The following is a 24,033-nucleotide window of genomic DNA, read 5'->3' on the forward strand; positions in this document are numbered from 1 at the left end:
GGGCCTGCTCAGGGTCGCAGCGAGTTGAGCAGGAGGTCGGCGAAGTGGCGGCCGACCTCCTGGCCGGTCAGCGGGCCCTCGGGGTGATACCAGGTGCCGAGGTGGTGGACCGAGCCGAAGAAGAAGTCGACCACCATCTCGGCGGGGATGTCGCCGCGGAAGACGCCGTCGCGCTGCCCCTCGACGACGAGGTCGCGGAACCGCTCGTGGTAGCGCCGCCGCTCGGCCCGCACGCTCTTGTACGTCTCCGGCGCGAGCTGGTGCATCGACCTGAAGAAAATCTTGGAGTCGTCCAGGTTGTCGACCGTGGTCACCACCACGTCCGTCGCCGCCGCGTGCAGCCGCTCGGTCACCGGGCCCTCCGCGTCGGCGAACCGGTTGAGGCGCTCCATCTGCAGGCGCAGCACCCGGGCGTAGATCTCGTGGAGCAGGTCGTCCTTGGAATCGAAGTAGTGGTACATGGCGCCCTTGGTGACGCCGGCCGCCGCGACGATCTCCTGTACCGACGTGCTCTCGAAACCCCGCTCGGCGAACAACCGGGTCGCCTCGGCGAGCAGGCGTTGCCGTACCGGCTCCTCCAGGGAGCCGTTCACGGGACGCTCCCCGTTCGCGCGATCCCCCGTAACGCGGCGGGCCATGCCGACCTCCTTCGTCTCTCGGGTAAAGCGTACCGACTGGTCGGTCAATGGGCGGCACTGGCGTAACTGCGCTACTTCCCTCACCTTAGGAGGGTTGGGATTCCCGTTCGGGTATCCCGGTGAAAGCCGCATGCCTAGTGTGGGGGGTTCGCGTGCCTAGTGGGTCCATTTATGTCCCGAGGGACGAGAAGTTCACCGGCGCCTCGCCGCAGAACCTGTACGAGACGTTCTGGTTCGCCGGACGCAAGAACCGGATCCGGGTGCGGGCCGTCATCACCGCCGCGGGGTTCGTCGTCGGCAATCTGGTGGGTCCGCGGCTCGGTCTCAACATGCTCGCCGCCGGCATCGGGCTGGCCCTTCTCGCGGGCGGCACCGACCTGTTCATCGCCTGGCGCCTGCACGAGCGTACGGCGGTGTGGCGGGGCAAGCGCCGAGGCGAGGTGCGCACCGGGCGCCTGCTGCGCCTCGGCCTGCGCCGGCACGGCTACCGGGTCATGGACGGCCGGGCCGTGCCCGGTGAGGCGTCGATCGACCACCTCGTCATCGGGCCGGGCGGCGTGTGGATCGTGGACAACGAGGCGTGGTCGCCCGACACCCTGATCGCGCGGTACGGCGAGCGCCTGTTCTTCGACGAGAAGTTCGGCACCTCGGTCGCCAAGGGGCTCATCTCCGCCGCCGGGTCGCTGGCCGCGCTGCTGACCAAGGAGACCGGCATCGAGGTCTCGATCGCCCCCGTGCTCGCCGTGCACGGCGGGAAGATCAAGGCCAGGGGCGGCGTGCTGCACGGCGAGGGGCTGACCGTCGCCTACCCGCGCAGGATCGCCCGCTGGGTCCGCACCCACGGCTCCACGGAGTTCACCGAGGACCAGATCGAGCTGCTGGCCCGTACGGCGGCCCGCATCCTGCGCCGCATGAGCTGAGCACTATCGGCCGTGTCGATTCGGGCGAAGGGAACCGACTCAGGCCAGAGTCTCGACGAAGGCGGCGAGCTGGGCGACGTTGCGGCACTCGTGCATGGGGACGACCGAGCCGTACGACGTGGCGAGGGAGTCCCCGGTGTCCCACTGGGCGCGAGGCTCGGGGTTGAGCCAGTAGGCGTGCCTGGCCTGCCCGGCCAGCCGCTTCAGCGTGCCCAGCGCGGGCGCCTGATAGTTGGACCGGGCGTCGCCCAGGATCAGCAGCGACGTCCGGGGACCGACCGCGTCAGGGAACCGTTCGGCGAAGCGCTCGAAGACGTGGCCGTAGTCGGTGCGGCCGAACCTGACGATGTCGGCCTCGTCGGTGAGGCGTCCGATGGCGTCGAGCACGTCCGCGCCCGGGGCGAACAGGCGGGTGATCTCGTCCACGGTGTCCACGAACGCGAAGGCCCGCACCTTGGTGAACTGCTCCCGCAGTGCGAACGTCAGCAACAGCGTGAAGTGCGAGAACGTCGAGACCGAGTCGCTGGCGTCGCACAACACGACCAGCTCGGGCCGGTGCGGGCGGGGCGGGCGCAGATGGGTGGTGAGCGGCACCCCGCCCGTGGACAGCGAGGCCCGCACGGTGCGCCGGAAGTCGAGCCGTCCGCGCCGTCCGCGCCTGTGCCGGATCGACAGCCGGGTGGCCAGGCGGCGGGCGAGGGGATGCACCTCCCGCCGGAGCCGGGCCAGCTCGTCCTTGGTCGCGCGCAGGAAGTCGACCCGGTCGATCGGCGGCCGGACCGCCGACCTGGCGATCTTCTCGACGCCCGACTCCTCGGCGATCCTGCGGCGTACGTCGGCGGCGACGGCCTCGGTGAACGCTCCGACGGTCCGCTCGACGTGCCGCCGGGCGACCTTCTCCGGCAGGCCGCCGCGCTCGTCGAGCATGGCGTTCAGCATCCGGGCCACCAGCGTCTCGGGCGACAGCGCGCGCAGCACCGGGAAGGAGAACCACGACTGCCTGCCCGGCGCCGCCCGCACCTGCCCGAACCGGCCGACCATCGTCCGGGCGAACTCCCGGAACGCGGGATCGGCCGGATCGCCCATCAGCAGCTCCGCCAGCCGCTCGCGAAGCTCGGGCAGCTCGGGCAGCTCGGCGTCCGCGGCGACGGCGGTGCCTTCGGCGCCGGTGATCACCGGCGGGAACCACAGGTCGAAGAGCGTGTCGAACCCCGGCCGGTGCGCGGGCCGCTTCACCAGCGTCGCGGCGTACGCCTCCCGGAGCGTCTCCCGCTGAGCCAGGTCGACGACCATGAGCGCGCGGGCCGCGTCCAGCCCCTCGGCCGGGGAGACCGGCAGCCCGGCCGCCCGCAGGGCGTGGACGAACCCGACGTGCCGGTCCACGAGGGACGCCGGGGGAGTCACGACCGTGTCGGCAGGCCGAGATCCTTGGCGGCCCGCACCTGGTCGGAATTGTGCTTGAGCACCACGCCCAGCGTCTCGCCGATCAGCGCCTCGTCCAGCTCCGTACGGCCGAGGGCGAGCAGGGTGTGCGCCCAGTCGACGGTCTCCGCGATCGACGGCGACTTCTTCAGCTCCAGCGCCCGCAGCGTCGCCACCGTACGGGCCAACTGCTCGGCGATGCCCGCGGGCAGTCCGGGGACCTGCGCGAGCAGGATGTCGCGCTCCCGTTCCGGCGTGGGGTAGTCGAGGTGGAGATAGAGGCAGCGCCGCTTGAGCGCCTCGGACAACTCACGGGTCGCGTTCGAGGTCAGCACGACGTAGGGCCGGCGCACGGCGGTGATCGTGCCCAGCTCGGGGATCGTGACCTGATAGTCGGACAGGATCTCCAGCAGCAGCCCCTCGACCTCGACGTCGGCCTTGTCGGTCTCGTCGATGAGCAGCACGGTGGGCTCCTCGCTCCTGATCGCCTTCAGGAGGGGGCGTTCCAGCAGGAACTCCTCGGAGAAGATGTCGTCCCACGCGCCGTCGTCGGCCTGGATGCGCAGCAGTTGCTTCTTGTAGTTCCACTCGTACAGCGCCCGCGCCTCGTCCAGGCCCTCGTAGCACTGCAGGCGGATGAGCCGGGCATCGGTCGCCTCCGCGACGGCCTTGGCGAGCTGGGTCTTGCCCACCCCCGCGGGTCCCTCGGCCAGCAGCGGCTTGCCCAGCGCCCCGGCGAGGAACACCGATGTCGCGATGCCGTCGTCGGCAAGGTAGCCGGCGGCCGTCAGCCGCTCCCGGACCTCGTCAGGCGAGGCGAACCACATGCGCGCTCCCAACCGCTGCTACCGAATGTTGTTCTACTCTAGCCCGGTTTTGACCAATCTGAGGTGTGCGATAACCTCTAAGAGCTCTGCGCCGCTAGCTCAGTTGGTTAGAGCAGCTGACTCTTAATCAGCGGGTCCGGGGTTCGAGTCCCTGGCGGCGCACCAGCGAGAAACCCCAGGCCACAGTGTCACCGGCCTGGGGCTTTTCATTCATGAAAAATCAGGACGGCAGTAGCATGGGCGCCATGCATCCGCCGGTGCCCCCCACCCCCTGGAGTCAGCCGCCCCCACCCGCTCCTCCGGGGGCGCAGGTGACTATCGACGTGAAGCGGCACTGGCTGAGTTTCATGCTGGCCATGATCACGCCGAAGATCGTCATCAACGGCCGTCAGGCGCCGGGCCGGTGGGGACGCAACACGATCCCGCTTCCTCCCGGCCAACACCATCTCCACGTCCATCTGCCCTATCTCCTCCCCCCACAGATCGGTCCGGCGGATCTGACGATCTGGCTGCAGCCCGGCATGGCGCTCGAACTCGAATACCGCGCCCCCATGTGGACCTTCTTCAGAGGAGCCCTCGGCCCCGCCCCCCAGCCGTGGAACGGAAAGGGCTGCGCGATCACGTCCCTGGCGCTCGCGGGCGGCATGCTGGCGCTTCTGCTGGTGCTGATCGTCGTCGCGGTGGTCTCAGCCGTCTGACGGTCACGGGAGTGGGACAGACTCCGCTCAGCGGATCCGGGGTTCGAGTCCCAGGCGGCGCACCACTTCGGCAGGCCCGGGCCGTTCGGTCTGGGCCTTACCCGTCTCCCGGGTGGCGTACAGGGACGCGAGCAGTTGCAGGCGTTCGGCGTCCGCGGTGCCGGGCTCGGCCGTGTAGACGAGCAGGACCGGACCGGGATTGCCGGGCAGGGGATAGACGTCCCAGTCGAGGGTGATGTCGCCGGCCTGAGGGTGCCGGAACAGCTTCGTCCCGTGAACCGTCTCGCGCACCTCGTGCCGGGCCCAGAGCCGGCGGAAGTCCGCGCTGCGGATGCTCAGCTCGCCGATGATCGTGGTCGCGCGCGGATGGGTCGGATCGGTCGCGACGGCGGCCCGCAGCATGCCGATGTACTCCAGGGCGGTGGTCTCCCAGTCGGGGCAGCGCGCCCGGGTTCCGGGGTCCTCGAACAACACCATGAGCATGTTCCGCCGCCCCGGCGGCAGGGGCTCCGGATCGCCGAGCAGCGCCTCGGCGAAGGTGTTCCACGCGAGCACGTCGAGGTGCCGGCCGAGCACGACCGCGGGGGTGTTCATCACGTGCAGCAGGCGCCGGGTGCTGTCCGGCACGCGTTCCGGGGCCCGGCGGGTGCGAACGGCCGCCGGCCGGCGCGCCGCCCGCGCGAGGGTGAACAGATGCCGGCGTTCCTCGTCGTCGAGGTCGAGCGCGGAGGCGAGGCCGTCGAGCACCTCGTCGGAGGGCCGCACCTCACGGCCCTGCTCCATGCGCTGGTAGTAATCGGTGCTCAGCCCGGCCAGCAGCGCGACCTCCTCGCGCCGCAGGCCGGCCACCTTGCGCCGGGGCCCCGGCTCGAGGCCGACGTCCTGCGGGCGCAACCGGCCGCGCCGGGCACGCAGGAAGTCGCCGAGTTCGCGGGCGTACGGGTGGTTGACGGCCATGAAGCCAGTCTGCCGCTGCGGTCCGCGCCCAAGGTAGGTCTGGCGTTCCCAGGCAAACGCGTGCGACCGAAATCCGGTGACTCCGTCCTAGCGTCGTCGCCATGACCGATTGGAACGCCAGTCACATCCCCGACCAGCACGGCCGGGTCGCCGTCGTCACCGGCGCGAACTCGGGGCTCGGCCTGGTCACCGCGACCGAACTCGCCCGGCGCGGGGCACACGTCGTGATGGCCGTGCGAGACACCGCCGCCGGCGAACGGGAGGCCGAGGCGATCCGGCGCTCCGCGCCACGGACCGAGATCGAGGTGCGTGAGCTCGACCTGGCCTCGCTCGCGTCGGTGCACGCGTTCGCGAAGGACCTGACCGCCGATTTCCCGGCGATCGACCTGCTGGTCAACAACGCCGGCGTGGTCCTCCTCGGCCCCGCCCGCACGACGGCCGACGGGTTCGAGCTGCAGCTCGGCACCAACATGCTCGGCCACTTCGCCCTCACCGGCCTGCTGCTCGACACCCTCGGGCGGGCGGACGCCGCACGGGTGGTCAGCCTCAGCTCGATCACCCACAAGAACGCCCACCTCGACTTCGACGACCTGATGTCGCGGCGCGACTTCAAGGCCGGCCGGGCGTACGGCCGATCCAAGCTCGCCACCACCGTCTTCGGCCTCGAACTCGACCGCCGGCTGCGCGCCGCGGGCTCACCGGTCGTCAGCGTCATCGCCCACCCCGGACTGTCCAGGAGCAATCTCACCCCCAGGGCCTGGGAACACCGCGGCCGGATCGGGCGTGTCTTCGCCCGGGGCGGGCTGCTGGTGACGCAGCCGGCCGAGCGGGGGGCGCTGCCCCAGCTCTTCGCCGCGACCGCGCCCGATGTGCGCGGCGGCCAGTTCTTCGGACCGTCCGGCTTCATGGAGACGCGCGGCCGGGTCGTGGAGGTCCGCCCCAGCACGGAGGCGGCCGACCCGGGTGTCGGGCGGCGCCTGTGGACCGCGGCCGAGGCGCTGACCGGCGTCACCTACCTCTGATCCCGGCCTGGGCTGTCCCTGCACCGCCCCGGATTGTCGGTGCGCCGTGAGAGGCTCCCGCTCACCGAGCGAACGATCTTCGAAAAGGGGCGGCATGGCGCGGATGATCCGGGCGATCGACGACGAGGTCTACGTCGAGGACGACGCCTTCGGGCTCTACGACACCGATGTCTCCATCGACAGCGCGGGAAGCGATCACTGGGCCGCCGTCCGCCTGGAGGCCTGGGACGGCGAGCCGCCACCCGCGGACGAGTCCTGGGAGACGGCCGACCGGCTGACGTTCGAGGCCGAGACCGGGATCGTCGCGCTGGTCATGCCGGAAGGGACGGGTCATGACTTCCTGATCGGCCCGCCGTACTTCGAGTACGCCGTCGCGGTGTACAGCAAGGGCGGAGGCGACCTGGAGGAGGCTCAGGAGCGCTGGTATGAGGCGTTCGAGGAGGGCGTCGAGGAGCCCGTACGCGGAGTGGAGAGGTGGCTGCTGCGCTTCTCTGGCCCCTTCGTGATGTCTTCGACCCCCTCCGGCACATGCGGGCGTTTCCGTACAGCGAATCGAGGCGGATGGAGCAGGTCACCCGGCAGACCGAGCCCGTCGAGGTGCCGGTGCCCCTGTCGGAGGCGTCGCAGTGGCCGGCCTCGCAGCCGAACGAGATGCGGCCCACTTTCGAGGAGTGGCTGCGGCGCCAGGAGACGCTGCTCCTGAGCACGGACGGCGTCACCGTCCACCAGTGGCTGCGCGACCACGGTGTGCCCGTCGAGGACGGCGCCGAGATCACCCCGGAGATCATGTGGTCGCGCACCCGCCCGGGACGCTACCGGGACCTCCTCGTCGACCGGCGGTACGCACGGGAGTCCGAGACGGACGGGCTTCCCAAGGGTTTCGACGAGTGGGAGGAGCACGAGCAGGTCGAGCACCTGCGTCGGCTGGAGGACGACGAGCGGATCGCGGAGGAGCTGAACCCCCACCAGCGGCCGACCTTCTACGTCTACTACGGCGACCCGATGGCGCTGCCGGGGGCGGTTCGCGGCTTGACCTGCCGAATGTGGCGCTGGGAGCCCGAGATCCCGTGGAAGCCGGTCAGGGACGGCGAGATGACCTGCCACCGCGAGGTCCTCGCTCGCGACATCCTGCGGCGCAGGATCCTCGTCACCGCGATCGTCACCATCGTGCGGGTGGAGGAGATCGGCGGCCTCCTCAGCCCGCGCTATGTGGTTCGCGACGCCGAGCCCGTGGAGGCCGCGCGCGTCCTGTGCGCCGAGGCGACCTGGCGCGACGACCGCGACCCCGCCTGACCCCGTGGTGTGAGGAGCCTGCGGAGGACGCCGTGTCCGGCCCACGGCCGGGCTAGGCCGCCGGGTCGAGGGTGCGGATCACGCCGAACTCGCCGTCGTAGCCGGGGTCCTTCGACACCTCTCCCCGGCGCAGACGGCCGACCGCCTCGGCGAGGCGCGGCGACTGGGCGGCGATGTCGTCGAGAGGGAGGTCGCCGAGGATCGCGAGCTCCGGTCCGAGCGCGGCCACGAGCCTGTCGGTCTCGGTGCTCACCTTCTTGCTCTTCGCCCCCACGCCGAGGATTTCGGCCACGATATCCGGCAACGGGACGAGGTTGCGGAAGCCCGCCGCGTGGCGGGGAGGGCCGTCTCCCGGGCGGTCGGCCAGGTCCTCGACCCTGCTGAGCACGCCGACCGTGAGCGTGCGGCCGCACACGGGGCAGAGCCCGCCGAGCTCGCGGGTCTCCTCCGGATCGAGGCGCACGCCGCACTTGCGGTGGCCGTCGACGTGGTACTTGCCCGCCTCGGGAAAGAACTCGGTCGTGCCGCACAGGCCGGCGCCGGTGCGCAGGGCGCGCTCGATCGCGAAGTAGTCGAGCTCGGTCTCGAACACCGTGGTCTCACGGCCGACGATCGGCGGCGAGTGCGCGTCGGAGTAGCTGACCAGCCGATATCCGTCGAGGCCGGAGACCCGCCACATCATGGCCGGATCGGCCGACAGCCCGGTCTCCAGCGCGAAGATCTGGCCGGTGAGGTCGCCGAAACACTCCTCGAGGTCGTCGAACCCCGATTTCGAGCCGAGCAGGCCGAACCACGGCGTCCAGACGTGCGCGGGCACCAGGTAGGCGCCCTCGCCGCAGGCCAGGACGGCCTCCAGCAGGTCACGGGAGCTCATGCGCACGGTGGGCCGGCCGTCCACGGAAAGGTCGGCGACTTTCGCGAGGCCGCGGTCGAACTCCTCGGCCTGGTCGAATCCGGGCAGGTAGACGAGATGGTGGATCTTCCTGGAGCGGCCGCCGCTGGAGTAGACGGTGGAGATCTCCACCGACAGCATGTACCGCACGGGGGAGCCGGCCACGCTGTCCGGCAGCGCCGCGGCGACGTCGCGATCGAGGTCGTCGCGCAGCCGGAACAGCCCCGGCTCGGCCGGCACCAGAGCCGTGCGCAGCCGGTCCAGCCAGGCCGGATGGGTGAAGTCGCCGGTGCCCATCAGCGTGACGCCCTTGCGCCGGGCCCACCAGGTCAGCTGCTCCAGGTCGCTGTTCTTGCTGCACGCGTAGGCGTACCTGGAGTGCATGTGCAGGTCGGCGTGGAAACGCACGGTGACCTCTCCCGATCGGCTTGACTCTGGATCTACCAGGTTGCCGGTCAGGGAAGGGCCAAACGTGCCCTTGCTCTAAGATGACGCGACAGGGGCCGCTCGTCACGTGCCGGGCAGCCATCGCTCGATCGCCTCGCGCGGCAGGTCGGCGTCGACGTGCCACAGTTTCCGCTCCCGATCCCAGCCCGGTGTGCCGCCCGCGTTCCGTACGGCCTGCTTGAACTCGTCCTTCTCCTCCCGCGGGACCTTGATGTAGAGCTTGCCGTCGGCCGCACCGGCCGCACTGGCCGGTTCGGCGCCGTCGTCCGGCGACGTGCGGGGCCTTGTCCAGTCAGGCCTGCCCCGCGCCGGACGCTCCATCCGCGCGCGGTCGACGATGTGCCGGACGCGGCGGCAGGAGGCCGGATCGGTGATCCGCATCATCAGGTCGGTGGGACCGACGTTCGCCAGCAGGTTGAGCGACCCATGCCACAACACCGTGTCGTCGACGATGAGCACCTTCTCGTGCATGCGCTCGCGGACGGCGACCCGGCACCCCGCCGCCTCCAGCTCGCGGACGAGGGCGTCCCGGCGCGGGTCGTCGGACTGGTCGCGGGTGTGCACGGTGATCCGCACGCCCGCCCGCGCCCGCGGGCCGAGATGACGGAGCCATCTGCGCACCGGAGCCGGGTCGAGGAAGGCGCAGTAGACGTCGATGCTGGCCTGTGCGCGGGCCACGTCCCATTCGATCGCGCGGGGAACCTCGTCCGCGGGAAAGAAGGCCGGACGCGCGAGTTCCTCGTCGGGGAGCCCGGCGAGGTCGGCCGCGCAGCGGAACGGGACGAGATCGTCCACGGACAGCGCACGCGCGTGCCGTTCCAGGTGCGCGAGCATGCGGGCCGCCTCGCTGCCGGGCGGGAGCCGTTCGTGGAGGAATCGGGTGTCGGCGACGACGACGAGATGGTCCTGGGCGCGGCTGAGCGCCACGTTGAGCAGGCGACAGGTCGACGAGGCCAGCCCGGTGTGCTCGTAGAAGTAGCCGACCCTGTCCCCGGCCCCCGCGACGGTGTCGATGACCACGAGCGGGCGCTGGCTGCCCTGGAAACGGTGAACCGTGTCGACCAGACCCTCGTACTCCTGGCCGAATCGGTAGGTCAGGCTGTCGCGGAGCGCCTTCACCTGGTCCCTGTACGGGGCGATGACGGCCATCCGATCGCTCGGCCGTGTCCCGGCCGGCACTCCCGTCCACTTCCTGGCCGGGAGGACCTCGTCGTACTGCAGGCCACGGACGAGCTCGTGGATGACGGCCTCGTGCACGGGGTTGGTCTTGTGCCCGCCCGTCCGGCCGCCGCCGTGCGGCAGGCGGCGTGGAGCCGTGTCGACGAGGACCAGCGGAGCGTCGATCAGCGGGGACGCGGGGAGCCGGCCGAGGTCGTTCCGGCCGGTCCGCAGCGGCGCGTCGGGATAGGCCACCGCGTTGACCAATTCGCAGATCACCGGACGCATCCGGTATTGGGTGTCGAGGCACACCAGGCGCGGGTCGGTCCGACGGACCGTGCCCGCCGCGTCCAGCAGACCGGCCGTGGAGAAGGGATCGCGGTCCATCCAGAGCTCGGCATGCGCCCGATCCGCGGGTGAGGCCTGACGGTCGCCGGAAGCCTTCGTCACCGCGGGCAGCTGCCGGAAGTCGCCCGCGACGACGACCCTGCGGCCGGCGAGGCCGGCGGTCCACCAGGCCGACGGGGTGTTCACCATGCCGGCCTCGTCGAGGATCACGACGTCGATCGCGTCGAGGAGCCTGCGCGACTGGACCGCCCTGGCCACGGTGGCCCCCATCACCCGGCAGTTCGCCCGGACGAGGTCGGCGGTCTTGCCGAGTTCCTGTTCGAGGGCCGTCAGCCGCTCGCGCAGCGCGTCCGCGGCCTGCTGAAGGGGGGCGCGCGCGGGAACCCGGCGAAGCCGCTCACGCAAACTCTCCACGCGGGACTGCGCCGAGCTCACCTCATCCGCGTGGAGCCGCTGAGTCGTGAGGGCGTCGTGCAGGCGCCGGTCGAGGACGATCAGCGCGTCGCCGTGCTCCCAGCGGGCCTGGCCGAGCTGATCCAGCCTCGCCTGCTTCCTGCGCGCGAACAGTCCGGACGGCGTGCCGATCTCCCGTGTCTCCCGGTCGATCCCGGCGAGGGCGGCCTGCCGTTCGCGGATCTCGTTTCCCAGGGACGTCACCTCGTCCGCCGCCTGGCCGAGCCGGGCGCGCAGGTCACGCAGGTGACGCTCCGCGTCCTCCGCCTCTCCGTAGAGGGCGAGGTCGCGCACCGCCGCCTCCAGCCGCTCGCGTACGTCGGCGATCTGGGCGGTCAGCTCGGCGGCCAGCCGGGGTGCGATCCTCCTGGGATCGATGTGCTCACCGAATTTGGCGGCGAGAGAGGCGAGTTCGATGTCTCCCGCCCGCTGCACGAGCCCGGCGTCGAAGCTCTCCTCCCCCGACAGCAGGTCGCAGACGCGCTCGAGCGCCTGGTCCACCGCCACCTTCGTGGGCGCGACGAAGAGCACCCGAAGGCCCTGCCGGTAGCAGCCTTCGGCGATGGAGGCCACCACGTCGGTCTTACCGGTGCCCGGCGGACCCCAGATGAAGGTCACCTCGCTGCCGAGCGCCTGCTCGATCGCGCGGCGCTGTGCGGCGTTCAGCGCACGCTCCCGATAGCCGCGGATGAAGCGCTCCGGGGTGGCGCAGCGGTCGAGACGGGGCCGGCCCATGCCGACCATCCATCCCGCCGTTGAGAGGTTCACCGCGTCGTCGCCCGCCCGCACGGATGCCAGGCGATCGGCGAGGCTCTCCCAGCCGGCCGAGTCGTCGAGGCGTACCTGCGCGTTGCCCGGCCGGCCGCCCAGGTCCGCATCGGTGCGGACTTTTATCGTGCCGTCGGGCATCCGCGTCGCCTCGGCCCTCGCCCACACGCCACGTGAGCGTGACAGCCGGACGAGGAGCTTCGCTCCCGAGAACGCGTCCTTCCACCGCTTGCTGTGGAAGAGGTACTCCCGCGTTTCGCCCGTATCGGCAATTTTCTGTCCGGATGTCAACGACACCTTTTCACCGTCGCCCTCGCTGCGCAGCTCGGCGGCGATCTCCAGTCGCACCGCTCGCAGCAGCTCATCGGCCGGAAAAGGCACGTTCCGCGAACCTGTCATCGATCTCCCGGAGGAAGCAGGGCAGGATGCCGGCGCAGATCTCGAACATACCCGTGCGGCGCGCGGCGGGCAGGGCCAATCGTCATCCCGGCGTCAGGCGGGCCGTCACCGGGACGTGGTGCTCTCCCAGTCCAGCTCGCCCTTGGCGACCTTCGGCCGCCAGCCGCGGATCGGCCTGCCGGTCTCCAGCGACCTCGTGGTCGCCTTCAGCAGCGCCAGGTAGGACGGCCACACGACGTCGCCCTCCACGGTGAGGCCCTCCTCGTTGAAGAACTCGCCGGTCTTCCCCGTACGGGTGTCGACGAACAGGTTCCCGCCGTCGATGGCGTACGCGAAGGGGATCAGGCGGCCGTGCCACCAGTAATCGTCGGAGCCTCCGCCGATGTCGCAGAGCATCTTCCACTCGCTGCGGATGTGCCTGGCGGACATCAGCTCGTAGAACGGAGCGGGGCCGAACCCCAACGAGCCCGCGCCGTCGTGCCGCAGCAGCGACGCCCGCAGATCGTCGGGGAAGCGCAGGCCCATCGCCGCCTCCGACCTGGCGATGTCGAGCGGGCGGGCCGCAGGCCGTAGCCGTTTGAACGTGACGGGCGCCTTGCGGGCCAGCCACCGCTCGACGCGCCGCCACACCGCGTTCACCTCGGCGGTGACGCGCGGGCCCGGCATACGCACCCGGGGCGTACGGCGGGGCGGCAGGCACCCGCCGGCCCGCAGCTCCTCGGCCGTCGGCTTCTCCGGGGTCGGTTCCACGGTGGGCGTGGGGCTGGGGGACGGCCGGGGGCCGCCGGCGCAACCAGGCCGCGCAGGGGCGGGCTCCCCGGCCCAGCGCAGCTCGCAGCTCCCGGTGACGACCGGATACCAGTCCCGCAGCGCCTCACCCCGCTCCAGGGCGCCCGCCAGTGCCTCCAGCATCGCGACGTGCGACGGCCAGCCCATCGGGCCGTCGTACTCCAGCTCCTCCCGCGACCTGGCCTCGCCCACCCGGCCCGTACGCGGCTCGACGAACAGTGTCCGCCCGTGGTCGTCACCGCCGATGGCCAGGAGGCTGCCGTGCCACCTCCCGTGCTCGGGGTCGGCCGCGTCCCGGTCGCCCTCTATCACCAGGTCCTCGCAGTTGCCCCAGTTGATGGCGTCCATGTCGAACAAGCTGAGCAGGCCGTACGACGGAGGGAGCCGGAACCCCGCGCCCAGGTTGCCGTCGGCGCCGTCATGCCGAAGGAAGGAGGCGTACAGGTCGTCGGGGAGGCGGCGGCCGTTCGTGGCCTCCCACAGGGCCAGGTCCTGCGGGTCGGCGCCGAACTTGAGCTGCCGCAGCGTGGCCGAGGCGTGCGCGCCCAGCCAGCGTTCGATCCGATCCCACGCCTGGTTCACCCGGGTGGTCATTCCTGGGTCGAGCGGACGCGGGGTGTACGTGGGCTCGTCGCCCACGAAGGCGGGCTCCTGCGCCTCGTCGGGCCCGGCCGAGCTCTCCTCGTCCTCCCACTGGATCGGCGGGCAGCCGACGGCTTTGGCCTCCTCCGCGGTGAGCGCGTTGGCTTTCATCTCGGCTTCGAACTCGGGGTCGCCGCAGGACAGTGACAGCGTGCCGCCCATGGACATGGAGGAGCACATCACTGTGTGCACCACGAGGGCCGGCTCGCCGACGAGCCCTGCCACCAGAAGCGCGACCACGAGCGCGGGCCGTGCGACGCGTGCCCACCGGGGTGCGATCACCCGCGCACTTTATCGATCTTGTGACTCTCGTACCGGGAAAATCGCCTATAACCGCAGATGCCAGCGCAACAGGTGCGCGGTCTGCTCACCCAGCGCGTCGTACGCCCGCTCGACCAGCGCCGCAAGCTCGCGGCGGAGCGGCTCGGATGGTTCCGCGTACGCGGTGGCCGCCCAGCGGGCGAGCCAGTCGTCCACGCCCACCCGGGCCCGTTCGCGGAGTGGCTCGTCCGATCCGGACAGGAGGATCAAATCGGTCTTGAGCCTGTTCCACGTGCCCGTCCCGGCGAGCAGCCGGCGGGCCGCCCGTCGTACGTGCGGGGGACGGCCGTCGCCGAGCAACGGCCACAACCGGTCGGCCGGCGGAGGCTTGTCGCGCAGCGCCTCGGCGACGTGACGGACGACGACCGGCGCGGGATCGACGAGCATCGCGGCGAGGTCGATCCGCGCCCCCAGACGGACCGTGGCGCGTACGGCCTCCGCCCGGACGCGGGGGTTTTCGTCGGCCAGGTACGGCAGGACGATCGGGGCGTCGGCGGAAGTGCCGCACTCACCCAGCCCGGCGACCAGGCGCCGCAGCCCGTGACCCGGTCGCTCGCCGAGCAGGCGCCGGTAGAACTCCGCGGGGTCGCCGCCGGCGCGCCGGACCGCCCACTGCGCGGTCAGTCGCACCACCGGGGAGTTGTCGCCGAGCATCCGCTCCCCGTGTTCCGGCGCGCCGAGCCGCACCAGGGCGGCCAGCGCGGTGGCACGCACCCGGGCCGCCCGGTTCGCCAGCAGTCCCCGCAGCAGGTCGGGGCGGTCCAGCCCGGCGACCGCCTCCGCGCACAGCGTTCGGCAGACGATGTCCTCCTCGTGTCGCGCCGCGTGGACCAGGTCCGCCTCGCTCAGACGACCGGCGTCGAGGCAGGCCCGGTAGGCGAACCGGCGCGTGGGGATGTCGGGGCTGCCGCGCAGGCTCGTTAGGATCTCGTCGCCCGCCCGCGTGATCGCGTCACGCAGCATGCGGACGGCCGCTTCGCCGCGTCGCCGTTTCCGGAGCCGTACGGCGACCGGCGCGACGGCCGCCAAGACGGTCGCGGTGGGCTCCACGAGCACCTGTTCCAGGGCGCCCGCAGCCGCCGACCGCACCTCGGGCACCCAGTCGGCGGTCCGGATCGCCAGGATCGGCAGCAGCCGCGAGTCGTGACGCATGGCGGGATGCCGGACGGCGCGCTCCCGCTCGTGACCGTCGTGAGCGCAGGCCGCGGCCAGCACCGCGAGCGGGGTGTCCGGTGCGGGGGGCCTGCGGCGGAGGCGCCACAGGCCGCGCGGCTCAGGCACTGGAGCGACCGTGGGCGCCGAGTACCACATCGCACGCCGCGCGAGATCGAGCTCGAGCCACAGCCAGGGTGGGGCCGCCGCGAGGGCGTCGAGAGCGCGTTCGGCGTGCTCGCGATCGGCCGCCGCCGGGAACAGGCCCTTCCACAGGTCCCACAGCACGTACCGATGGCCCGGCGCGGCCCTGGCGACGAGCGTCTCGAGGGAATCCATCACCTCACCATGGTCCAGGCTGTGGAGGTCCTCGCCGGCCGGGCTCGAACCGGCGCCCACCCGGTCCCAGAGCCGGGCGCTCTACCGCTGAGCTACGACGAGGACGCTCCATCATGGCACCGCCGGCCGGGCTCGAACCGGCGCCCACCCGGATGAAGAGCCGGGCGTTCTACCCCTGAACTACGGCGGGGCCGGGGTCCAGTCTGCTCGACCGTCCCCGGCCACGCCACGGATTAATCCGTCTCCACGGCGGAGGGCAGGTCGCCGATAACGACGCCGTTCTGGAGTCCGTGCAGGGCGTCCGGAGCCATGTCCGGCCTGACGGGACGGCCGCTGAACACCCCGGCCCGGCGCAGCAGAGCCGCCCACACCGGATCGGCGACGGCGACCCCGTGCACCAGTTCGGGCGTCGGCCGGAACACCGCGACACGGCGCTTGGGCGCGGGCGCGGTCCAGCCCGACTTCTCCGGGTCCAGCCTCGCCGTACGGCAGGCCGCCTCGACGTCCGCTCGGGTGCAGGACGCCGTGCGGTCCAGCACCTCCCAAGGCGGCGGCAGAGCGGCCCAGACCCGGGTGGCGGGATCGACGTCGCCGCCTGTCGAGCGGTGCCAGGCCGTCAGGTCCGCGGCCATCAGCCGCATCGCCTTTCCCGGACAGGACGCGTCCAGCAGCTCAAGCGCGTTCAGGGAGGCGAGGCACGCGAGCCACCCGGCGCGGGCCGCGTTGTAGGCCCCCGCCAGGGAGTTCCACGTGCTGGAGTCGTCGCCGGGCCGGACGACCATCGTCGCCCGGTTCGTGGCCGGCCGCCACCGGTCGCCCAGCAGCCGGGCGGCGTGCCGCATGACCGCCGACCACTGACCGAGCAACCGTCCGCGCTCTCCGTCGTCGAGACGGCCCAGAACATCGGGTGTGGGCCGGACCTGCGCGATCAGCCACCAGTCCGCGTCGTCCCCGCATCGGTTGAGAAGGACCTCAGCGATCTCGTCGAAGGGATTGTCCCGCCCCGAAAGGCTGAACTCGCGGCGCAGCTTGCGGCGTGCGGTGTAGTACGCCACGAAGCAGGCGGCGTCCGGGTCCGCGACGAACCTCTCCAGCGAAATGTCCGCGCCGAAGCCGGTGACGCCGATCAGCAGCAGCCGTCGCTTGTCCTGCTCGGTCTCAAGCGTGCCCGCCTTCGCGGCGATGCGGCGCAGCATCCGGAACCTGCGGTTGTACTGGCGCTTCGACAGGTCCATCCCGGCGGCCTCCCGGGCCTCGCGGTTGAGCCGGTCGGCCAGGAAGTCACTTCGGCCGGGTGTCCATCCGATCGAGTGCCCGACCGCGCTCGCGTACTCCAGCAGGGACCGGGGGTCGTCGGGGTCGACCTCCGCCGGTCCGTCGAACAGCCGGGCAGCCACCGCCACCTGGCGCGCTCCGCCCACGGGACGAGCGTAGTCGCTCGACATCGAGGTGAACCACGCGGCGCCGCGCGAGGAGTGCCGCGCGGCACGGGCGAGTACGTTGCCCTCGCGGCCCGACAGCCGTCCTGCCAGCGCCCGGAGGACCAGCTCGGCGACGTCCTCGGGCCGGTAGCGGCGGTCCAGCGAGCCGTGCAGCTCGGCCAGTGCCTCCTCGCGGGAGCGCTCGGAAGCCTTGCGGTGCTTCATGCCCGCCATGATGTCCACAGTGCCCGCCGGGAAGCGATCGGTTATCCGCGCATGGAAAACCGCTGGGCGTACGGCCCGCGGACGGGGGAGACTTCGGCGCATGCACGACACCATCGCGGCGGACCGGCTCACGTTGCGGCCACTGACCGTGCAGGACGCGGACGAGATGGCGGAGGTGCTGGCGGGAGAGGAGCTGTACGCCTTCATCGGCGGGGCCGCGCCGACGGTGCCCGAACTACGCGCCCGTTACGCCAGGCTGGAGACCGGCCGGTCCCCGGACGGACGGCAGGAGTGGCTCAACTGGATCATCCGCCGCGACACGGACGGGCGGGCGCTCGGCTATGTCCAGGCGACCGTGACGGACGAGGGGCGGAGGGCCGAGGTCGCGTGGGTCGTGGGGACCCCCTGGCAGGGCCGTGGGTACGCCTCCGAGGCCGCGGCGGCCCTGGCCGGATGGCTGCGTGCACGCGGCGTCGCCCGCATCGAGGCCAACATCCACCCGGGGCACGAGGCGTCCATGAAGGTGGCCCGCCGGATCGGCCTGCTGCCCACCGACCACGTCGAGGACGGCGAGCGCCTGTGGGCCTGGGACCGACCGGCCTGAGAGCCGGCGTGGCCCGTCAGGGAGTGGCCGCCGGAATGCGGCGTGACCAGCGGACCGGCGCTTTGATCGCAATTGAAGTGACCTTTTTGGGGAATCTCTCCGTAGTGAGCCTCCAAACTGTATGGTTCTTGCGCTCCTACGAAGAGGTGATCGGTCGTGCTCCTACGCTTCCGGATGGCCAACCACCGGTCGTTGCGCAACGAGCAGACGTTGTCGTTCGTTGCCGTGCCGAGGCGGGGGGAGCCGAAGCCGCGGGGCGCTGATATTCCCAGAGCCGTGGCCGTGACGGGGATCTACGGGGCGAACGCGTCGGGAAAATCCAACGTGCTGGACGCTCTACGGTGGATGACTTGGGCGGTGAAGAGCTCGCACACCAAGTGGGCGCCGGGCGGAGGGGCGCCGCGACGCCCGTTCCTGCTCGACGGGGCCGGCCGGGAGATTCCTTCCTTCTATGAAATCGACTTCCTCACCGAGGGAGTGCGTTATTCGTACGGCTTCGAGGTCGACGACGAGAACATCCGCGGCGAGTGGCTGTACTCCTTTCCGGCCGGCCGGCCCAGGACGTTGTTCGAACGGAACGGGCCCGAGGATTACAGATTCGGCCGCTCCCTGGGCGGGGAGACCGCTCGGATCGCGAAGCTCACCAGAGGCAACGCCCTTTACCTCTCCTCGGCGGCTTCCAACAACCACCCGTTGCTGGGTGCTCTTTACGAGACGCTGGTGAAGAATATCCACTTCGCCGAGCAGGACGACCTCGATGAGCAGGCCCGGCTCTCGGTAACCATGAAACTTCTCGAGCACCCTCGGGCGGCCAGGGACGTCAACGAACTCCTGCGGCTGGCCGATCTCGGCCTGGAGTCGGCCGAGGTGGTGCCTAGCGAGATCCCGCCCAATATGCTGGCGAGTTTCCGGCGTGTGCGGGAAGTTGCGATGGAGAGTGGCGTCAATTTCCCTGGCGAGGAGCAGTTCGAGAAAGAGATACGCCTGCATCGGGCCGGGACGGACGTCACCCTGAACATCAGAGAAGAGAGCGCGGGCACCCGCGTCTGGCTGTCGATGCTCGGCTACACCTTGGTGACACTTCTGGCCGGCCACGTGCTGGTTGTGGACGAGATCGACTCCAGCCTGCATCCCGTGCTCGGTTCGACCCTGATTCGGATGTTCAAGGACCCCGAGATCAATCGGAACGGCGCGCAGTTGCTCTTCGCGTCCCACGACACGACTCTGCTCGGCACCATGCTCGACGACGAGATCCTCAACCGGGACGAGGTCTGGTTCACCGAGAAGGACACAAGCGGTGCCACCACCCTTTTCCCACTTGCCGATTTCCGGCCGAGGAGCGATGAGAACATCGAGCGCGGCTACCTCCAGGGGCGCTATGGTGCTGTGCCATACCTAAATTTCGACAAGATTCGCGAAATCTTCCGAGGAATGGAACCCGATCTGGATGAGCCCTCGGCGTAGCCCCCCGCGCCTGGAACGGCCTTCGGCCCGGAGACATCCAAAGAAACGCATCCTCGTCATCTGCGAGGGAGTCGTCACCGAGGTGCAGTACTTCAACGGAGTCAAAGATCACTTCAAGGCGATCCCTGTGGACGTTGGGCGCTGCGACGTCGACGGCTGCGGGAAGGATCCGCTCAGTGTGGTCAAAGAGGCGATTCGGCGTCGTGACAAGGCTCGCAGCGACGCACGGCGGCAGCGGGACGCCTTCCTCGCCTACGACGAGACGTGGGCGGTGGTCGACGTCGACGACCACGCATCTCTGGACGAGGCGATCCGGGCGGCGCATGCCAACGGAGTCAAGTTGTTGATCTCCCGTCCCTGCTTCGAGATCTGGTTGCTGTGGCACTTCCAGGACTGCCTGGCCGCCCTCGCCACCAGAGATATCCAGCGTAAGCTCGCGGCGCAGCTGCCGAACTACGACAAGCATCTCCCTGCGGCTTTTCCGTACCATGACCATCTACGCGCCGAACGCCGTGCGCAAATGGCCGATCCTGACCATACGGCCCCCAACCGCAAGGGACGCAATCCCTCGACGAACGTGTGGCTCTTGGTGACCGGGATAGCCCAGTCCGGGAAAGGGGGAATACGGCAATAACAGCCGAACATCCTGCGGGGTGTCTTTGAATTCGGGCTGATTCGATGGGGGCTGCGGCGTTTCTCGGGGAGGCGGGCATGGAGACGGCGGAGTGGTATCGGTACTTCGCGGAGCGGGAGGTCAGAGGGCACAGCCCGGCGTACGAGTCGCTGGCCCTCGGGATCGCCGCCGACCCCGGGCTGCTCGAACTGATCGACGGCCTGCCGGAGCCGAAGCGGCAGCCGAACCTGCTGCTGGCGGCGGTGCGTTTCCTCGGCGGGCCGTACGACGAGTTCGGCCGGTTCCGGGAGTGGACCGTGAGCCACTGGGCCGAGGTGCGGGAGACGATGCTCGCCCGGCGGACGCAGACCAACGAGGCGGGCCGGTGCGCGAGCCTGCTGCCGGTGCTGGCGGCGCTGCCGCAGCCGCTGGCCCTGATCGAGGTGGGGGCGTCGGCGGGCCTGTGCCTTTGTCCGGACCGCTACCGCTACCGCTACGACGACGGGCCCGAGATCGGGCCGGCCGAAAGCCCGGTCCTGCTCACCTGCCGGACGAACGGCAAGGTGCCGGTGCCGGAGCGCCTGCCCGAGGTCGTGTGGCGGGCCGGGCTGGATCTCGACCCCGTCGACGTACGCGACGACGAGGCGGTGCGCTGGCTGGAGTGCCTGGTGTGGCCGGAGCAGGAGAACCGGCTCATGCGGCTGCGCGGAGCGGTGCGGATGGCGAGGCGCGACCCGCCGCGCCTGGTGCGCGGGGACGCCCTGGCGGCCCTGCCCGGTCTTGTCGCCGCCGCGCCCGCGGGGGCGACGACCGTGGTCTTCCACAGCGCGGTCATGCCCTACCTGGACGCCGAGGCGCGGGACCGCTTCGTCGCGCTCGTAGACGGCCTCCCCGTGCGGTGGATCTCCAACGAGGGCTCGCCCCGGCTGCCCGCACTGCTCGCGAAGCTGAAGGCCGAGCTGCCGGACGGGCGGCTGGCGTTCCTGCCCGCGCTCGACGGGGAACCGCTCGCGATGGCCGGGCCGCACGGCGAGTGGCTCGACTGGCTCGCCTGAGGAGTCTCACCAGGTGAGCCACAGCTCCTCCGGCCCCCTGTGGATGAGCGTGGGGGCCATGACGACCGGCCGGTCCGCCGCGAGCCGCAGCCCGGGCAGCCGCCGGGTCAGGATCTCCAGGGTGATCCGCACCTGTTCGCGGGCGAGCTGAGCCCCCGGACAGGAGTGCACGCCGTGCCCGAAGGCGAGGTGGCGCCGGGCGCGCCGGGTGACGTCGAAGTCGCCCGGCCGGTCGTGCCTGGCCTCGTCCCTGTTGGCGGAGCCGTACGCGACCAGGACGGTGGCGCCTTCGGGCAGGTCGGTGCCCGCAGCGTCACCGAGGATCAGGCAAGGTACTCAGACCAAGATGGCGCCTCCGGCGACCGTGATCACGGTGCCGGTGGCGAACGGCTGTGTCATGGCGAACAGGTAGGCCTGGGCGACCTCGTCGGTCTCGCCGACGCGGCCGGTGGGGACGGCGGCGGCGGTCTCCCGGTACATCCGCTCGCGGTCGGCCTCGTCCATCCGGCCCCACAGCGGGGAGCGCACCACGCCGGGTGAGATCGCGTTGACCCGGATCGGGGCGAGTTCGACGGCGAGCGCCCTGGTGAGGGACTCCATCGCGCCGCAGACCGCGGCCGCGACCGCCCAGCCGGGGCCCGGCCGGTCCTTGGCGATCCCGGTGGTCAACGTCACCGAGCCGCCCGGGCGCAGGTGCGGGGCCGCCGCCCGCACGGCCGCGAGCGCGCCGAAGAAGCGCACGGTGAAGAACGACTTCGCCTGCTCGGGGTCGAGCGTCGCGAGAGGGGTCAGCTCCAGCGGTTCGCCCGCCGTGTAGACGAGGTGGTGGATCTCGCCGATGTCCTCGAACAGGGAGCGGACGCGTTCGGTCCGGGAGAGGTCGGCGACCCGGCCCTGGGCGCCGGCCGGCAGTGCCGCCAGGGCGCGGTCGACGCCCGCCGAAGTGCTGGAGACCACGAGGACCTCGGCCCCCTCCTCGGCCGCGGCGCGTGCCGTGGCCAGTCCGATGCCCGAGGTGCCGCCGAGGACGACGACGCGCTGCCCGTGAAGCTTCATGGTGGTGACCTTTCAACAGAATCAGAATCGGAGGTGTCTCCACTTTGCGATCGCACATGGGCGGGAGTCCAAGACCTGTCCGGGCGCCTGTAATACCCTCAGGGCATCAGTCCCGCGAGGAGGCGCCGGTGGACGTGGACCTGCGCAAGCTGCGTTACTTCGTGGCGGTCGCGGAGCGGCTGCACTTCGGGCGGGCGGCCGAGGCGCTGCACATCGCGCAGCCCGTGCTGTCCCGGCAGATCAGGGCGTTGGAGGGCGAGCTCAGGGCCCAGCTGTTCGTCCGCACCAGGCGGGGCACCGAGCTGACGCCCGCCGGCGAGCAACTCCTGGAGGACGCCCGGCCGCTGCTCGCCGCCGCCGAGGCGTTGCGGCGGCGGGTCGGCCGGGCCGCCCGCGGCCCCCGGACCTTCACCGTGGCCTTCATGCCCGGCCTGATCGTCACCCCGGCCGTGCGCGCCCTGTCCGCCCGGCACCCCGAACTCACCGTCGAGGTGCTCCGCACGAGCTGGGACGACCAGATCGACGTCATCCGGGACGGGCGGGCCGACGTCGGCTACGTCCGGCTGCCGGTGGACCGGCGCGGGCTGCGGCTGCGGCCGCTGTTCGCCGAGCCGCGCGTCGTGGTCCTGCCGGCCGGCCATCCGCTGGCCGCCAAGGACGCCGTCGACGTCGCCGACCTGGCGGGCGAGTGCCTGCTGCAGAACCCCGCCACGGTGCCGGAGTGGCCCGGTGACGCTCCCCGGACGGAACCCGCTGTGCGAACGGTCGAGGAGAAGCTGGAGCACGTGGCGGCGGAGCGTGGCGTCGTGATCCTTCCGCTGTCCGCCGCGACCTTCTACACCCGTTCCGATGTGGCGCACGTGCCCGTCCGGGACCTCCCGCCCAACGAGGTCTGCCTCGCGTGGGACGCCGACCGCCGCGGCCGGCTCATCCAGGAGTTCGTCGACCTCGCCGCCGAGCTGCAAGGGGAAGGGCCGCGAGGGCGTGGGATCGGCACCGCGGGGGGTAAGGACAGACCGGAAGGAGAAGGGCATGCCTGATCCTGCGGAAACGGAGCGGCTGCGCCAGGTCGTGGACGAGGTCTTCCACGACCGTCCCCGCGTGACGCGCCGCGACCTCTACTCCGCCGCCGCCGCGGACATCCACGTGCCGGCCGAGACCCTCGCCCTTCTGCACGAGATCCCCGAGGCCTCCTACAACCGGCAGGAGATGCTGGAGGCCATCGAGGGGGCCGTACGAGACCGGGACGAGACGGAGCGGGCGGCACGGCGACCGGAACAGATCAGCGCGCTGGAGGACACGGCCGAGGCCGAGCACGCCGTCGCCGACGACACCACGTTGAGCGCGCTGATGCAGGAGTCCTCCGGCCCTCCGCCGGACGCGCCGCTGTTCCGGGAGCCGGGCGAGTGAGAGTCCCGGCGGCCCACGGGACCGCGATGAACCGGCGGCGCAAGCCCGAGGACGCGTGAGCAGACACACAGGAGGCGCGTCGTGCTGACAGTCACCGACCACGCCGTTCAGGCGATCCGCGATCTGATGGTGGGGGAGTACCTCCCCGAGGAGGCGGGCCTGCGCATCGCGGCCAAGCCGGGCGAGCCCGCCTCACTGGAGCTCTCGCTGGTGAGCGCGCCCTTCTCGGGCGACGAGGTGATCGAGAGAGCGGACGTGCGCGTCTTCCTCGAGCCGGAGGTCGCGCAGGCCGTCGGCGGCAAGACGCTCGACGCCGAGACCGGTTCCGGCGGCCGCCCGACCTTCCGCCTGAGCTGAAACCCGTCTGAGCCGAAACCTACTGGTCGCCCTCGTCCTCCTCGTCGTCGGGCGGCAGGCCGGTGCCCGCGACCGTGTCGGCGAGCTGGTCGTCGTCGAGCCGTCCGGTCGGCGGCTGCCCGAAGGTCCCTCCTCCGGAGGCACCGCCGCCCGAGATTCCCTTGCCGCCGACGATGCCGGCGGCGTCCTGGTCGGCCTGCTCCACCGATCCCTGCCGGGTGGCCCGGATGCCGGGCGTCCGGTTCTTGAACCGGGGATCGTCCTGCGCGTTCGTCGCCAGCTCCTCGGCGAGCTGCTTCGGGTTCATCTTCTTCTCGTCCATACGGGCCGCCGTACCCGGCGG

Annotated in this window: 24 protein-coding genes and 3 tRNA genes; 13 read left to right on the forward strand and 14 right to left on the reverse strand. The window is 71.2% G+C overall.

Translation table 11 applies throughout. The features are described 5' to 3' along the window. Positions 1-8 precede the first annotated feature (8 nt). Positions 9-638 carry a TetR/AcrR family transcriptional regulator gene (locus AB0O28_RS33740; RefSeq protein ID WP_363646627.1) on the reverse strand — a complete coding sequence of 210 codons (630 nt, stop codon included), beginning with the start codon at positions 636-638 and terminating at the stop codon, positions 9-11. Positions 639-790: 152 nt separating this feature from the next. On the opposite strand from AB0O28_RS33740, the gene AB0O28_RS33745 reads away from it, so the two are divergent. Then, positions 791-1,558, forward strand: a complete 768-nt coding sequence (locus tag AB0O28_RS33745) for a nuclease-related domain-containing protein (RefSeq protein WP_363646628.1) — start codon at positions 791-793, stop codon at positions 1,556-1,558. A gap of 39 nt (positions 1,559-1,597) precedes the next feature. Here the strand turns inward: AB0O28_RS33745 and AB0O28_RS33750 are convergent, their stop codons facing one another. Continuing rightward, positions 1,598-2,962 (reverse strand): VWA domain-containing protein, encoded by a 1,365-nt coding sequence (locus AB0O28_RS33750; RefSeq protein WP_363646629.1) that lies wholly within the window; start codon positions 2,960-2,962, stop codon positions 1,598-1,600. Further along, the gene (locus AB0O28_RS33755; protein WP_363646630.1) at positions 2,959-3,807 is read right to left on the reverse strand and encodes a MoxR family ATPase; all 849 of its coding nucleotides are present in this window, start codon (positions 3,805-3,807) and stop codon (positions 2,959-2,961) included. The genes AB0O28_RS33750 and AB0O28_RS33755 overlap by 4 nt, the downstream gene beginning before the upstream one ends. 88 nt (positions 3,808-3,895) lie before the next feature. Between AB0O28_RS33755 and AB0O28_RS33760 the strand changes: the two genes are divergently transcribed. Next, positions 3,896-3,972: transfer RNA gene (locus AB0O28_RS33760), tRNA-Lys, on the forward strand. 146 nt (positions 3,973-4,118) lie between these two features. Next, a complete protein-coding gene (locus tag AB0O28_RS33765) occupies positions 4,119-4,505 on the forward strand; it encodes a hypothetical protein (RefSeq protein ID WP_363646631.1) in 387 nt (128 codons plus the stop codon). Between the two features lie 27 nt (positions 4,506-4,532). Here the strand turns inward: AB0O28_RS33765 and AB0O28_RS33770 are convergent, their stop codons facing one another. Continuing rightward, entirely contained in the window at positions 4,533-5,462 is a 930-nt protein-coding gene (locus AB0O28_RS33770) for a helix-turn-helix transcriptional regulator (protein ID WP_363646632.1), read from the reverse strand. Between the two features lie 101 nt (positions 5,463-5,563). Between AB0O28_RS33770 and AB0O28_RS33775 the strand changes: the two genes are divergently transcribed. From AB0O28_RS33775 to AB0O28_RS33785, 3 genes are all read left to right on the forward strand, one after another. Further along, the gene (locus AB0O28_RS33775; protein WP_363646633.1) at positions 5,564-6,484 is read left to right on the forward strand and encodes an oxidoreductase; all 921 of its coding nucleotides are present in this window, start codon (positions 5,564-5,566) and stop codon (positions 6,482-6,484) included. Positions 6,485-6,578: 94 nt separating this feature from the next. Continuing rightward, the gene (locus AB0O28_RS33780; RefSeq protein ID WP_363646634.1) at positions 6,579-7,187 is read left to right on the forward strand and encodes a hypothetical protein; all 609 of its coding nucleotides are present in this window, start codon (positions 6,579-6,581) and stop codon (positions 7,185-7,187) included. Further along, positions 7,136-7,777 (forward strand): hypothetical protein, encoded by a 642-nt coding sequence (locus AB0O28_RS33785; RefSeq protein WP_363646635.1) that lies wholly within the window; start codon positions 7,136-7,138, stop codon positions 7,775-7,777. The genes AB0O28_RS33780 and AB0O28_RS33785 overlap by 52 nt, the downstream gene beginning before the upstream one ends. A gap of 52 nt (positions 7,778-7,829) precedes the next feature. Here the strand turns inward: AB0O28_RS33785 and AB0O28_RS33790 are convergent, their stop codons facing one another. The 7 genes from AB0O28_RS33790 to AB0O28_RS33820 all read right to left on the reverse strand — a co-directional run bounded on the left by AB0O28_RS33790 (position 7,830) and on the right by AB0O28_RS33820 (position 17,131). Beyond that, entirely contained in the window at positions 7,830-9,077 is a 1,248-nt protein-coding gene (locus AB0O28_RS33790) for an endonuclease Q family protein (protein WP_363646636.1), read from the reverse strand. A 102-nt stretch (positions 9,078-9,179) separates the two neighbouring features. Beyond that, positions 9,180-12,242: an AAA domain-containing protein gene (locus tag AB0O28_RS33795; RefSeq protein WP_363646637.1), complete on the reverse strand. Its 3,063-nt coding sequence runs from the start codon at positions 12,240-12,242 to the stop codon at positions 9,180-9,182. Positions 12,243-12,347: 105 nt separating this feature from the next. Beyond that, a complete protein-coding gene (locus AB0O28_RS33800; RefSeq protein ID WP_363646638.1) occupies positions 12,348-13,955 on the reverse strand; it encodes an SMI1/KNR4 family protein in 1,608 nt (535 codons plus the stop codon). A gap of 45 nt (positions 13,956-14,000) precedes the next feature. Beyond that, entirely contained in the window at positions 14,001-15,485 is a 1,485-nt protein-coding gene (locus AB0O28_RS33805) for a hypothetical protein (protein WP_363646639.1), read from the reverse strand. Between the two features lie 29 nt (positions 15,486-15,514). Then, positions 15,515-15,587, reverse strand: a tRNA-Gln gene (locus AB0O28_RS33810). 12 nt (positions 15,588-15,599) lie between these two features. Next, a tRNA-Lys gene (locus AB0O28_RS33815) sits at positions 15,600-15,675 on the reverse strand. A 43-nt stretch (positions 15,676-15,718) separates the two neighbouring features. Beyond that, positions 15,719-17,131, reverse strand: coding sequence for a hypothetical protein (locus AB0O28_RS33820; protein ID WP_363646640.1), 1,413 nt, complete (start codon positions 17,129-17,131; stop codon positions 15,719-15,721). 100 nt (positions 17,132-17,231) lie between these two features. Here AB0O28_RS33820 and AB0O28_RS33825 point away from each other — a divergent pair, with 100 nt between their 5' ends. The 4 genes from AB0O28_RS33825 to AB0O28_RS33840 all read left to right on the forward strand — a co-directional run bounded on the left by AB0O28_RS33825 (position 17,232) and on the right by AB0O28_RS33840 (position 20,867). After that, positions 17,232-17,735 (forward strand): GNAT family N-acetyltransferase, encoded by a 504-nt coding sequence (locus AB0O28_RS33825; RefSeq protein ID WP_363646641.1) that lies wholly within the window; start codon positions 17,232-17,234, stop codon positions 17,733-17,735. Between the two features lie 156 nt (positions 17,736-17,891). Beyond that, entirely contained in the window at positions 17,892-19,199 is a 1,308-nt protein-coding gene (locus tag AB0O28_RS33830) for an ATP-binding protein (RefSeq protein WP_363646642.1), read from the forward strand. Further along, a complete protein-coding gene (locus tag AB0O28_RS33835) occupies positions 19,183-19,833 on the forward strand; it encodes an RloB family protein (protein WP_363646643.1) in 651 nt (216 codons plus the stop codon). The genes AB0O28_RS33830 and AB0O28_RS33835 overlap by 17 nt, the downstream gene beginning before the upstream one ends. Before the next feature lie 77 nt (positions 19,834-19,910). Next, complete coding sequence (locus AB0O28_RS33840; protein ID WP_363646644.1) at positions 19,911-20,867, forward strand: DUF2332 domain-containing protein; 957 nt, start codon at positions 19,911-19,913, stop codon at positions 20,865-20,867. 6 nt (positions 20,868-20,873) lie between these two features. Here the strand turns inward: AB0O28_RS33840 and AB0O28_RS33845 are convergent, their stop codons facing one another. Both AB0O28_RS33845 and AB0O28_RS33850 read right to left on the reverse strand, forming a co-directional pair. After that, complete coding sequence (locus tag AB0O28_RS33845; protein ID WP_363646664.1) at positions 20,874-21,194, reverse strand: cytochrome P450; 321 nt, start codon at positions 21,192-21,194, stop codon at positions 20,874-20,876. Positions 21,195-21,203: 9 nt separating this feature from the next. Next, complete coding sequence (locus AB0O28_RS33850) at positions 21,204-21,923, reverse strand: SDR family oxidoreductase (protein ID WP_363646645.1); 720 nt, start codon at positions 21,921-21,923, stop codon at positions 21,204-21,206. Positions 21,924-22,051: 128 nt separating this feature from the next. Here AB0O28_RS33850 and AB0O28_RS33855 point away from each other — a divergent pair, with 128 nt between their 5' ends. The 3 genes from AB0O28_RS33855 to AB0O28_RS33865 all read left to right on the forward strand — a co-directional run bounded on the left by AB0O28_RS33855 (position 22,052) and on the right by AB0O28_RS33865 (position 23,690). Next, positions 22,052-22,963: a LysR substrate-binding domain-containing protein gene (locus tag AB0O28_RS33855; RefSeq protein WP_363646646.1), complete on the forward strand. Its 912-nt coding sequence runs from the start codon at positions 22,052-22,054 to the stop codon at positions 22,961-22,963. Beyond that, positions 22,956-23,333 (forward strand): hypothetical protein, encoded by a 378-nt coding sequence (locus AB0O28_RS33860; RefSeq protein ID WP_363646647.1) that lies wholly within the window; start codon positions 22,956-22,958, stop codon positions 23,331-23,333. Before AB0O28_RS33855 ends, AB0O28_RS33860 begins: the two co-directional genes overlap by 8 nt. An 81-nt stretch (positions 23,334-23,414) precedes the next feature. Continuing rightward, a complete protein-coding gene (locus tag AB0O28_RS33865; RefSeq protein ID WP_363646648.1) occupies positions 23,415-23,690 on the forward strand; it encodes a Fe-S cluster assembly protein HesB in 276 nt (91 codons plus the stop codon). Positions 23,691-23,709: 19 nt separating this feature from the next. On the opposite strand, the gene AB0O28_RS33870 is transcribed toward AB0O28_RS33865, so the two are convergent. Next, a complete protein-coding gene (locus AB0O28_RS33870) occupies positions 23,710-24,012 on the reverse strand; it encodes a hypothetical protein (protein WP_363646649.1) in 303 nt (100 codons plus the stop codon). Between the last annotated feature and the right edge of the window lie 21 nt (positions 24,013-24,033).

Origin of the sequence: Microbispora sp. NPDC088329 (assembly GCF_040685655.1) — a bacterium.
GTDB lineage: Bacteria > Actinomycetota > Actinomycetes > Streptosporangiales > Streptosporangiaceae > Microbispora.